This window comes from Pseudomonas sp. NPDC096925, from assembly GCF_044762545.1.
Classification (GTDB): Bacteria; Pseudomonadota; Gammaproteobacteria; order Pseudomonadales; family Pseudomonadaceae; genus Aquipseudomonas.
Genome location: NZ_JBIWEM010000005.1, coordinates 56,557 through 68,472, shown reverse-complemented (window position 1 = coordinate 68,472; position 11,916 = coordinate 56,557). Strand labels below are relative to the sequence as shown.

Below are 11,916 nucleotides of genomic sequence, written 5' to 3'. Positions count from 1 at the left end.
AGAGGCTAATCCCTTGGCATTGACGATTCTTGGCCTGTCCGGCGCCCTTAGCCATGACCCTTCCGCGGCCTTGTACATTGACGGCAAGCTGATTGCCGCCGCCGAAGAAGAGCGCTTCGTGCGTGACAAGCATGCGAAGAACCGCATGCCCTACGAGTCGGCGAAGTTCTGCCTGGAACAGGCAGGCATCAAGCCATCCGACGTCGACGTGGTAGCCATCCCGTTCGCCCCGATCAGCCTGTTCGGCAAGGCGCGCTGGCACTATGCCAAGCGCTACTGGTACGCCCCGGACCGCGCCTTCGACGCCATCCTGATGGGCAACCGTCGCTACAAGCGCTACCGCAAGAAGATTGTCTGGTGCCTGGAGCAACTGGGCTTCGACCCGAAAAAGGTCAAGATCGAGCCGGTCGAGCACCACCTGGCCCACGCCTCCAGCGCCTACCACTGCTCGGGCTTCAAGGAAAAAACCGCAATCCTCGGCATCGACGGCAAGGGCGAATACGCCACCACCTTCTTTGGCTATGGCGAAAACGGCAAGATCCACAAGATCAAGGAATTCTTCGACCCGGACTCGCTGGGCGGCCTGTACGGCGCAATCACCGAGTTCCTCGGCTTCGAGATGCTCGACGGCGAGTTCAAGGTCATGGGCATGGCGCCGTATGGCGACGCCAGCAAGTACGACTTCTCGCGCCTGGCCAGCTTCGAAAATGGCGAACTGGTGATCAACACCGAATACGCCAACGTCATCGGCCTGCGCCGCTATAAAGAGAAGGGCAAGGGCTTCTACTTCTCGCCGAAGCTGATCGAATGGCTGGGCCCCAAGCGCGAAGGCGATATCGCCGACGAGCCGTACATCCATTACGCGGCCAGCATGCAGGCGCTGTTCGAGAAAATCGCCCTGCAGATGATCGACTACTATCTGGGCGACACCCTGCGTGAAACCGGCAAGCTGGCCTTTGCCGGCGGTTGCGCGCTGAACGTCAAGCTCAACCAGAAGATCATCGCCCGCCCAGACCTGAAAGAGCTGTTCGTGCAGCCGGCTTCTGGTGACGCGGGTACCGCCGTGGGTGCTGCCGCCTACGTTTCCCACGCCCGTGGCGTGCCGGTCGAGAAGATGGAACACGTCTACCTCGGCCCGTCGTACTCCAACGAAGACGTGATCGCTGCCTGCGCCCGTCACCCGAACGCGCCAAAGTGGCGCAAGCTCGACGATATGCCGCAGCGCATCGCCAAAATCATGGTCGATGGCAACCCGGTGGCCTGGTTCCAGGGCCGCATGGAATTTGGTCCGCGCGCCCTGGGCGGCCGTTCGATCATCGGCTGCCCGAGCGTGCCGGGCGTGGCCGACCGCATCAACGAGCAGATCAAGTTCCGCGAACGCTGGAGACCTTTCTGCCCGTCGATGCTCGACACCGTCGCCCCGCAGATGATCAAGGTCGACCACCCGGCGCCGTTCATGACCTTCACCTTCGAAGTGGCTGAAGAGTGGAAGACCCGCGTGCCGGAAGTGGTCCACGAGGACGGCACTTCGCGTGCCCAGGTGCTCAAGCGCGAGTACAACCCGCGCTACTACGACATGATGAAGGCGCTGGAAGACCTGACCGGCAACGGCGTGTCGCTGAACACCTCGCTGAACCGCCGTGGTGAACCGATGATCTGCTCGCCGACCGACGCCCTGAACATGTTCTTCGGCTCGGACCTGCAGTACCTGATCATGGAAGACATCCTGGTTGTGAAGGACGGCGCGGCCCCGTATGACCAGCCGCTCTGAACCGCGCATCCTGCAGTTCTGCCATGGCTATGACGGGCCGTTCCTGGACTGCGCCCGTCAGTACGCCAGCCTGTTCCAGGGGCGTGGCTACCAGGTCACCACGGTGTTCCTCACCGGCGCAGCCGACCCGCAGGTAGCGGCCGGCTGCGCGTCGGACGAGGTGCTGTTCCTGGAGTTCAGCTCCAAGGCCGTACGCGGCCTGAAGCTCGGCGCCATCCGTGCATTGCGGCGGATCGCGGCCGAGCGCAATTTCGCCTTCTGCATTGCCCATCGCTTCAAGCCGATCTACGTGGCGTTGCTGGGCACCGGCTTGCCGGTGATCGGTGTGCACCATGCCTTCGGTGACTACGAGCGCAAGGGGCGACGCATCTTCGCCAACCTGTTCAGCAAACGCCTGAGCCTGCTGGGCGTGTCGGACGCCGTGCGTGACGACATGCGCCGCTGCCTGCCGCAGTGGCCGGCAGAGCGTATCCAGACCCTGTACAACCGCATCGACATTGACGCCCTGCAAGCGGCCCTGGTGCCGCGCGCCGAGGCGCGTCAGGCCTTGGGCCTGGATGCGCAGGCGTGGATTGTCGGTAACGTCGGGCGCCTGCACCCGGACAAGGACCAGGCTACCCTGCTGCGTGGTTTTGCCGAAGCACTACCGGGGCTGCCGGCCGGTGCCCGCCTGGCGATCCTCGGCAAGGGCCGCCTGGAAGCCAGGCTCAAGGACCTGGCCGCCGAGCTGGGCATTGCCGGGCAAGTGGACTTCCTTGGCCAGGTGCCGGATGCGCGTCGTTACTTCCAGGCGTTCGACGTGTTCGCCCTGAGCTCCGACCATGAGCCGTTCGGCATGGTCCTGCTTGAAGCCATGGTTGCCGGTGTACCCGTGCTGGCCACGGCTTGTGGCGGTGCCCGTGAAGTGGTCGAGGGTGTTGGCGTGCTGTTCCCGCTGGGCGATGCCGGGCAACTGGCCCAAGGCCTGAAGCACATGGCCGTGCTCGATGGGCAGCAGCGCCAGGCCTGTGCCGGGCACATGCTGCAGCGCCTGCATGAACGCTTCTCCGACCAGGCGGTGCGCGAGGCCTTCTGGCAGCTGCCGCAGGTCCGTGCGCTGGTGGGGAAGGCCTGATGCTCAACCGTATCCAGGCCTTCCGCGAGCGCGGTTGGCAAGTGATCGATGCCAAGGCCTACGCCGAGGCATGGGCCCGCTTTGGCGGCAGTGTCGCCACCCATCCTCTGGTGGTCGAGCAGCTTGCGGATCTGGCGCAGATCCCGGTGCGTTACCTGGGCTGGCACCAGGCCGGTGAGCTGAAGGCCGCCATCCCCACCTGGGGGCGCCACCTTGCGCTGTCCAAGGACGTGCTCAAGCGTGCCGGCAAAAAGGCGCTGTTCGACCTGGGTAACGCCGAGATCATCCTGCCGGCGGCGGCCGATGCCGCCGCGCCGTTGCGCCATGCCGCGCGCTACCTGTCCGAACTGAACCAGGGCCGCTTCAGTGGCCTCAAGGTGCAGAAGGAACAGCTGGCCATGGCTCGCGCCCACGAAGACCTGTCGAAGAAGTTCCGCTACAACCAGCGCCGCGAGCTTCGCCTGCTGGAAGAGGCGGGCGGTGTGGTGCGCCCGATCAGCGACTTCAGCGCGCAGGAAATCGCCAGCATGTACTGCGACTTGTTCCAGCGCCGCTGGGGCTTCCCGGCCACCGGTGCCGAGCGCATGGCCGAGGTGCTCGAGCGCCTGCGCGCGCTGCTGATCGGTTCGGTCCTGCTGCTGGACGGCAAGCCGATCGCCATCCAGCTGGTATACCGTGTCGAAGCGCCGGAATGGGTCAGCGTCGAGTACATCAATGGCGGTGTCGACCCTGAAACCAAGGCCTTCAGCCCCGGCAGCGTGCTGAGCTTCCTCAATACCCAGGCCGCCTGGGAAGACGCCCGTGCGCGCAACAAGCCGCTGCGGTTCTCGTTCGGCCGTGCCGACCGCGAGTACAAGGACCGCTGGTGCAACCCCGTGCCGGTGTATCAGGCGTGAGCCGCAAGCAGCAGTTGCTCAAGCGCCACCGGCGCAACAAGCGCCTGGGCCTGCTGGCGGGCCTGGTCGCGCTGGTGGCCTTGGGTGTGCTCAGCTGGTGGTGGTTGCCACTGTTGCTGTTGCCGCTGCTGTGGGTGGCCCATGAAGCCTGGTTTGCCGACCACCTGTTCTATGCGCCAGGCGAGGACTACGCCTACGACTTCGGCGAGCAGACCCGGCAAGCCCCTGCCAGCCTGAACGGCGGCCTGCTCAAGGCTGACTGCGCGCTGCAGGGCAACGAGACCCTGATCCTCGAGCTGCGGGTAGAAAGCCGCTGGCTTGGGCGCTTCCTCGACCCGCAGGTCGAGCTGGTGGCTGGTGAACAGACCGACCGGCAAACCTTCGAGCGCGGCGTCGATGGCGTGCGCTTCCTCAACTTGACCGGCCTTGCCGCACCGCTGCAGGCTGGCGCGTTGCGCCTGCGTGGCCGGCATTGTCGGCTGACGGGCCAGCCGCGCTTGTGGATAACTCCGGCGGTCGAGCTGCAAAAGCGCCGGGTGATGGTGATCGCGCCGCATGCCGATGATGCCGAGCTGGCCGCGTATGGCCTCTACAGCCAGGCCGATGAAACCTGGGTAGTGACCCTGACCGCTGGTGAAATCGAGGCCGAGCACTATCAGCAGATGGGCCTGGCAAAGGCCGAGGCCGCGCGCCTGAAGGGGCGCCTGCGGGCCTGGGACAGTATCGCGGTGCCACGCTGGGCCGGTGTGGCGGAGTCGCGCTGCGTGCAGCTGGGCTACTTCTGCCTGCAACTGCCTGCCATGCAGGCCGCGCCAGACCAGCCGGCCGCTTCTCGCGAGGCCGACCTCGCCGACATTCGCGTATTCCGCCGGTTCAACCCGTTCCCGCTGCCGGCCGACGGCGATGGCGCGCCGACCTGGCACAACCTGCTGGCGGACCTGCGTGCCTTGCTGGAAATGGCCAGGCCAGAGGTGCTGGTGATGCCGCACCCGCAACTCGACCCGCACCCCGACCACATCTGTGCCCAGGCAGCGGTGCTGGAAGCCTTGCAAGGCCTGGCCTGGCAGCCGCAAACCCTGCTGTGCTACGCCAACCATCTGCATGACAACGATCGCTGGCCGATGGGCGACAGTGGTGATGGCGTGGCCTTGCCGCCGCAGCTGAGCGCTGCCCAGGCCTGGGCACCCTGCAGCCTTGTGCTGGATCTGGCGACCCAGCGCGACAAGGCCATGGCCCTGGGCATGATGCACGACCTGCAGCCGCCGGCGCCGTTCAAGCGCCGCCTGCGCCGCTTGTTGCAGCGCTGGCTGGCCGGGCGGCGGCCGTCGCCTTACGGCGAGAACGAATTCTTCCGCAAGGCCGTGCGCCGACATGAACTGTTCTGGCGGCGTGAGCTGTAGCCGCGCCCCCATGGTTGACCGCGATGGCGCAGAGCGCCCAAGGAATGCAATGAAAGTCCTATTTTTGGTGCAGAAGGAACAGCGGGCGATTCTCGACCGCCTGTACGATGGCGTCGCGGCCAACTGCGAGTGCGACCTGCGCTGGCTGACCAGCGAAGACCAGCGCAATCTGCGCCGTTATTTCAAGCGTGAAGTGCAGGTCGAGCGTTATGACCGCATTGTGTTCTTCCTGCGTTTCAAGCAGGAAATCCGCCAGGCGGCGTTCATCCGCACCGTGCCGAACCTGGTCATCCTCGAGCATGATGCCTATCAGAACTACATCCCGTGCAAGTACACCGGCAAGTTCAGCGCCCATTACCGCAAGCTGCCCTGGGCGCGGGTGATCAGCTCCGGCTACATGGTCAGCGAGCGCCTGCGTCAGGAAGGTTTCGATGCCGTGTTCGTGCCCAAGGGCTACGACGAGCAGTTGCTGGCCGACCAGGGGCGTGAGCGCGACATCGAACTGGCCTTCGTCGGCAGCACCAACAGCGTGGCCTACAGTGGCCGCAAGGCGTTGCTGGACGAGCTGGGTCGGGTCGAGAACCTGGTGGTGACCCGTACCAAATCGGGTGAGGACTACTGCAACACGCTCAACCGGATCCGCTTCTTCGTCAGTGCCGACGTCGGCATGGGCGAATACATGATCAAGAACTTCGAAGCCATGGCCTGTGGCTGTGTGTTGCTGGCGTATGACCAGGGCGAGCAAGAGAACCGCGCGCTGGGCCTGCAGGACATGCACAACGTGGTGTTCTATGACAGTATCCCCACCCTTCAGGAAAAGCTCCGCCGTTTGCGTTCGGACCCTGAGCTGGCGCGGCAGATTGCAGAAAATGGCCGCCACCTGGCGGTTTCCCGTTTCAGTTTCGCGGCAGTTGGACGTAGCATCGTCGACCACATGCGCCCGGCGCTCAGGCCCCACCCACCGTTGTCTGCATGGCAGCGGCTGCGCCTGAAGCTGGGCATCTAACATAAGAACTTTCGCGCCTACGGAAAGGGTGCCGGAAGTCGATAGTCGCAATGCGGAGGGAGTCCGGTGCGCTTTTCAGGTGAGAGTGACATCACGCTTGTCGTGACCAGTTGTGGGCGGTTCGATCTGCTCAAAGATACCCTTGAGAGTTTCGATCGCTACAATACCGCGCCCATTCGCGAAGTGTTCATCACCGAAGATTCCGGTGACGATGCCGTGCATGCCGCTGTGCCTGAGCACTGGAAGCCGCATTGCAAGGTGTTCGTCAACCGGCCCAAGCTGGGCCAACTGCCGTCTATCGACCTGGCCTACAGCCATGTAAAGACGCCCTACATCTTTCACTGCGAGGACGACTGGCACTTCTATCGCCAGAGCTTCGTCGAAGACTCCCGGGCCATCCTGGAGGTCAGCCCCAACCTGTTGCAGGTCTGGCTGCGCAGCCATGCCCATGACCTGGCCATCCACAGCCCGTACATCCACCTGGGCGATCGCCAGGTGATCGCTGGCGTCCCTTGCTACCCGCTGCTGTCCGACAAGGCCGAGTGGCAGGCTTTTTCGCTCAACCCCGGGCTGCGTCGCTTGAGCGATTACCAGCGTTGCGCGCCATTTGCCGCCTATGCTGGAGAGAAGGCACTTTCCCGACGCTACGCTGAGTTGAACCTGACAGCGGTCACCTTGGAGGGTGATGCAGTATTACATACTGGATTCGGTAATCACGTGACCTTGCCCATCGAAGTGGAGCGCAAGGCCAAACGTCGTAAACGTGATCGGATCAAGTTGGCATTGACGCTCGTGGCGGGTGCCGTGATTGGCATGGGAATCACCATTTTTGTTCAATGAAGTCGCTGCCCCACCTGGCATGAGCGGGAGAGGGCCCATGAACATCGTCAATATGATGTGGGCGGGTGGAACGCCGTACATGTCCATCCACAAGGTGCATCGGCAGGTGCTGTCGCACGCGGGGGCCGATGCCCGGATTACCAACTGGCTGCTGCTGGGTAGTGGGCTCTGCTGTGGGCTTGGTGCGACCCGGGAGTGGCACATGCCGTCACGGGCGCTGAAAGGGCGGCACTTCTGGCGCCTGTTGCGCCCATGGTTGCGCATGCGCTTGCGCAAGGCGCTGAACGAGGCCCAGGCTGAAGTCGTGCTGCTCGACGGTGTCGGTGTGGCGCGGCTGGTGTTGCCGTTGTTGGAGCAGGTTCCGCAGGTGCGTGCCAAGGTGCTGTTTCACGGCAAGACGCGCCTGAGTGACAGTGATGTTCGCCTGCTGCGCATGTTCCCGGCCGAGCGGCTGAGCATTGCCGCCGTTTCGCAGACACTTGCCGCGTCCATCGAACACGACCTGGGCAGGCCGGTGCAGACCTTGCGCATGGCCCTTGACCCGCGGGCATTCGCCGAGCCGTTGTTGAGTCGAGGAGCGGCCAGGCAGGCCCTGCAGTTGCCACAGGTAAATGGGGTGATGCTGGGCGCGGTCGGGCGGTTGGTGGAGAGCAAGGGCTTCGAAATGCTGATCGAGGCATTCGCCAAGGCCAGTGCGCGCCAGCCGGACATGCAATTGGCCATCATCGGCGAAGGCCCCCTGCGTGCGGTGCTGCAGGCCCGTATCGACGCGCTGGGCCTGGCCGGGCGTGTTCACCTGAGCGGTCACCGCGATGACCTGCAGCAGCTGTACCGGGCATTCGACTGGCTATTGGTGCCCTCGCGCTCCGAAGGCCTGGGGCTGGTGGTACAGGAGGCGGTCATGGCCGACGTACCGGTGCTGTGCAGCGACCTGCAGGTGTTTCGCGAGCAGTTGCAGGACACCGGTGGCTACCTGCCCGTTGCCAATGAAAATGCCTGGGCCGAGGCGATCGAGCGTTGCACGGCGCTCAGTGCCCCGGCGGTAGCCGCCCGGCAGCGCCAGGCGCTGGCCCCGGAGCAGGCCTGGCAGGCGTTCTGCAACGGCTCGCAGAGCCTGCTGCGCAGCTGACGCTCAGCGCGCCAGCAGGGCCGCCTCGAAGTCGGCAAGGGGGAACCGGTCGCCCAGGTTCTCCCGTTCGATATAACGCACCATGTGCTGCACATTGCGCCGAATCATGCGCGCCGACAGCGGCGGGCGCAGGAAACGCATGTCGGCCACGTCGATCAGGCCCAGTTGCTGGTCGGGGGTGACCACCACATTTCCCAGGTGCAACGAGCGGAAGTACACGCCGCTGCGGTGCAACTGGCGGATCAGCTCGATGAGGCGCGGCAGATAAATACCCCAGTTGAAACCTTCATCGCGCGACATTTGCAACAAGGTGCGCCCTGGCAGCGGGCGGTACAGCACGGCAGTGCGCCCTGGCAGGTCGAGCTTGTGCTGGCTGATCACTTCCAGAGTGGGGATGCCCAGTTGTGCCAAGCGCGCGGCGTTGTCGACGAAGCGCTGCGAGTACGGGCGCAGCAGTGCAGATGAAATCAGCCGCTTCCTACGGAAAACCTTGAGGAAATTACCATCCGCAAGCAGGTAGACTTTGGCGCCATGGCTATCTGCCTCAAGCACCTGTGCGCCTTGTGTCAGCTGATCGAAGTCGACCTGGGTGAGCCGGGAGCATTGCATGAATAGAGCCTTGTCGTCTGGCGAGCAAAATGACCGGCAATAATGCCGAAAATAATGCAGTTGCACCATGGATGGTGTCTTTGATTCATCGGGGGAAAGGATGTTGTATCAAAAAAACTGGGCGCGAGCCTGGTTGGGTTTGGGGTTGGTCTGGTTCCTGGCAGCGATTGCCTTGGCACCGAGCAACAAGATTTATCAGCAAGGCCTGGTGTTGTTCCTGTGGTTGCCAACGCTGGTAATGGCGTGGTCCGCACGGCAAGTAATCGTGCAGGCCTGGCGGCGTCAGCCGGCCTTGTGGGGGAGTGTGTTGTTGCTGCTGGCTTGGAGCGGGCTCAGCCTGACCTGGTCTGCCGCGCAAGACCCGGGGCGCGAGGCCAAGCGCCTGCTCTACATCCTGCTGTTCCTGCTGGCGTTCCCGCTGCTGGCCCAGCTTGGCCTGGCCCGCATTCGTCAGCTGCTGCTGGCCGGTAGCGCCTTGCTGGCCGTGGCCGCGCTGGTTTCGGTCATCCATTTCTACGGCGTGCTGGGCATGCCGCTGGTGGCCCGCCTGGAGGGCATCGGCGAAATATCGCACCCGATCCTGGGCGCCTACGTCATCGGTTCGGCCGTGCTCTTCCTGCTTTACGAGCCGCCGCGGCAACGTGGCCTGCAGCTGTTGTGGCTGGCAGCACTGGCGTGCCTGGGGTTGTTTGCCATGCTCAGCCAGAGCCGTGGGGCGGTCCTGGCCCTGGTGCTCACCGTGATCATGGCGCCGCTGTGGTTCCGTGACCGCCACAGCCAGGTGTTCGCCATGCTGGCGGCCATTGCCACCGGCCTGGCCTTCTATCTCGTGTACGACCTGATCGCCCAGCGCGGCTCGTCCTACCGGCCGGAAATCTTCCATGCCGTGGTCGACATGATCGCCGCGCATCCCTGGACCGGCCTTGGCCTGGGGGCTGCCTACGACGTGAGTGCAGTGGGCAAGCACTTCGACCACACCCACAACATGTTCACCCACATCGCAGTGGAGATGGGCCTGCCTGGCATGCTGCTGTGGGTCATGGTGTGGCTGTACACCCTGGGCGAAATCATCCGCGCACGCGGCACGCTGTTCGGCAAGATCCTGCTTGGCTTCTGGGTCTACTCGACCCTGGCCATGCAGTTCGATGCCGCCAGCCTCACCGGCACGCCACGTGCCGAATGGTTCATCAGCTGGCTGCCCGTGGGCCTGGCGATGTTGCTGCCATGGGGGCGTGCCGAAAATGACGCCTGTGGTAAAATTTCCGGTTCAACCTGAACAGCGAGCTTGATAATGGCCGAAACACCGCGACCGGCGGAACACACCTCCAGCCTGAAGATCTACTTCCGGCTGCTGAGCTATGTGAAACCCTATGTCGGCATTTTCCTGCTGAGCATCATCGGTTTCGTGATCTTTGCCTCGACCCAGCCGATGCTGGCGGGGATCCTGAAGTATTTCGTCGATGGGCTGAGCAACCCCGAAGCGGTGTTGTTCCCCAACGTCCCCTACCTGCGCGACCTGCAACTGCTGCAGGCGGTGCCGCTGCTGATCATCCTGATTGCCGCGTGGCAGGGCCTGGGCTCGTTCCTCGGCAACTACTTCCTGGCCAAGGTTTCCCTGTGCCTGGTGCACGACCTGCGTGTGGAACTGTTCAACAAGCTGCTGGTGCTGCCTAACCGCTACTTCGACAACCACAACTCCGGGCACCTGATTTCGCGCATCACCTTCAACGTGACCATGGTCACCGGTGCCGCCACCGATGCGATCAAGGTGGTGATCCGCGAAGGCCTGACCGTGGTGTTCCTGTTCGGCTACCTGCTGTGGATGAACTGGCACCTGACCTTGGTGATGGTCGCCATCCTGCCGGTGATCGCGGTGATGGTCAGCGTCGCCAGCAAGAAATTCCGCAAGCAGAGCAAGAAGATCCAGGTGGCCATGGGCGACGTCACCCACGTCGCTTCGGAAACCATCCAGGGCTACCGCGTGGTGCGCAGCTTCGGCGGCGAGGCCTACGAGCAGGAGCGTTTCGGCAAGGCCAGCCAGAGCAACACCGACAAGCAGCTGCACATGACCAAGACCGGCTCGCTGTACACGCCGATGCTGCAGCTGGTGATCTACACCGCCATGGCCGCGCTGATGTTCCTGGTGCTGTTCCTGCGTGGTGACTCCACTGCCGGTGATCTGGTGGCCTATATCACCGCCGCCGGCCTGTTGCCCAAGCCGATTCGTCAGCTTTCGGAGGTCAGCTCGACCATCCAGAAAGGTCTGGCCGGTGCCGAGAGCATCTTCGAGCAACTGGACGAAGCACCTGAAGTGGACAGCGGCACCGTCGAGAAGGAACGGGTGGAAGGGCGCCTGGAAGTGCGCAACCTGAGCTTCACCTACCCGGGTACCGAGCGTGAGGTGCTGAGCGATATCAGCTTCGTTGCCGAGCCGGGGCAGATGATTGCCCTGGTCGGTCGCTCCGGCAGCGGCAAGTCGACCCTGGCGGCGCTGATCCCGCGCTTCTATCACCACGACCAGGGGCAGATCCTGCTCGATGGCGTGGAGATCGAGAACTATCGCCTGCGCAACCTGCGTCGCCACGTTTCGCAGGTGACCCAGCACGTCACCCTGTTCAACGACACCGTGGCCAACAACATCGCCTATGGCGACCTGGCCGGCGCCCCGCGCGCCGACATCGAAGCCGCTGCGGCCGATGCCTACGCCAAGGAATTCGTCGATCGCCTGCCGAAAGGCTTCGATACCGAAGTGGGCGAAAACGGCGTGCTGCTCTCCGGCGGCCAGCGCCAGCGCCTGGCGATCGCCCGGGCACTGCTGAAGAACGCACCGCTGCTGATCCTCGACGAAGCCACCTCGGCGCTTGATACCGAGTCCGAGCGGCATATCCAGGCTGCCCTGGACCATGTGATGCAAGGCCGTACCACGCTGGTGATCGCCCACCGCCTGTCGACCATCGAGAAGGCCGACCAGATCCTGGTCATGGACCAGGGCCGTCTGGTCGAGCGCGGCACCCATGCCGAGCTGCTCGCGGCCAATGGCCATTATGCCCGCCTGCATGCCATGGGCCTGGATGAACCGGCCAAGGCCGATATCACCTGAACCCTCGTTGATCGGGGCCGTCGCGGCCCCGATTGTCACGGGAATTTTCCT

General features: G+C 63.9%; 10 protein-coding genes. 9 read left to right on the top strand and 1 reads right to left on the bottom strand.

Annotation, left to right across the window (positions count from 1 at the left end; genetic code table 11):
* Positions 1 to 13 precede the first annotated feature (13 nt).
* The 7 genes from ACIQYU_RS15970 (at position 14) to ACIQYU_RS15940 (ending at position 8,156) form a co-directional block, all read left to right on the top strand.
* Positions 14 to 1,771, top strand: coding sequence for a carbamoyltransferase (locus ACIQYU_RS15970; RefSeq protein WP_207828621.1), 1,758 nt, complete (start codon positions 14 to 16; stop codon positions 1,769 to 1,771).
* The gene (locus ACIQYU_RS15965) at positions 1,755 to 2,885 is read left to right on the top strand and encodes a glycosyltransferase (RefSeq protein WP_207828623.1); all 1,131 of its coding nucleotides are present in this window, start codon (positions 1,755 to 1,757) and stop codon (positions 2,883 to 2,885) included. The genes ACIQYU_RS15970 and ACIQYU_RS15965 overlap by 17 nt, the downstream gene beginning before the upstream one ends.
* A complete protein-coding gene (locus tag ACIQYU_RS15960) occupies positions 2,885 to 3,781 on the top strand; it encodes an antimicrobial resistance protein Mig-14 (RefSeq protein ID WP_207828625.1) in 897 nt (298 codons plus the stop codon). The genes ACIQYU_RS15965 and ACIQYU_RS15960 overlap by 1 nt, the downstream gene beginning before the upstream one ends.
* Positions 3,778 to 5,181: a PIG-L family deacetylase gene (locus tag ACIQYU_RS15955; protein WP_207828965.1), complete on the top strand. Its 1,404-nt coding sequence runs from the start codon at positions 3,778 to 3,780 to the stop codon at positions 5,179 to 5,181. The genes ACIQYU_RS15960 and ACIQYU_RS15955 overlap by 4 nt, the downstream gene beginning before the upstream one ends.
* Positions 5,182 to 5,230: 49 nt before the next feature.
* Positions 5,231 to 6,187, top strand: a complete 957-nt coding sequence (locus ACIQYU_RS15950; RefSeq protein WP_207828627.1) for a glycosyltransferase — start codon at positions 5,231 to 5,233, stop codon at positions 6,185 to 6,187.
* 66 nt (positions 6,188 to 6,253) lie between these two features.
* Positions 6,254 to 7,027: a glycosyltransferase family 2 protein gene (locus ACIQYU_RS15945; RefSeq protein ID WP_207828628.1), complete on the top strand. Its 774-nt coding sequence runs from the start codon at positions 6,254 to 6,256 to the stop codon at positions 7,025 to 7,027.
* Between the two features lie 37 nt (positions 7,028 to 7,064).
* Positions 7,065 to 8,156, top strand: a complete 1,092-nt coding sequence (locus ACIQYU_RS15940; RefSeq protein WP_207828629.1) for a glycosyltransferase — start codon at positions 7,065 to 7,067, stop codon at positions 8,154 to 8,156.
* 3 nt (positions 8,157 to 8,159) lie between these two features.
* On the opposite strand, the gene ACIQYU_RS15935 is transcribed toward ACIQYU_RS15940, so the two are convergent.
* Positions 8,160 to 8,765, bottom strand: a complete 606-nt coding sequence (locus ACIQYU_RS15935; protein WP_207828630.1) for a toluene tolerance protein — start codon at positions 8,763 to 8,765, stop codon at positions 8,160 to 8,162.
* 100 nt (positions 8,766 to 8,865) lie between these two features.
* Here ACIQYU_RS15935 and ACIQYU_RS15930 point away from each other — a divergent pair, with 100 nt between their 5' ends.
* A complete protein-coding gene (locus tag ACIQYU_RS15930; RefSeq protein WP_207828631.1) occupies positions 8,866 to 10,041 on the top strand; it encodes an O-antigen ligase in 1,176 nt (391 codons plus the stop codon).
* A gap of 15 nt (positions 10,042 to 10,056) precedes the next feature.
* Complete coding sequence (gene msbA / locus ACIQYU_RS15925) at positions 10,057 to 11,865, top strand: lipid A export permease/ATP-binding protein MsbA (protein ID WP_207828632.1); 1,809 nt, start codon at positions 10,057 to 10,059, stop codon at positions 11,863 to 11,865.
* Positions 11,866 to 11,916 lie beyond the last annotated feature (51 nt).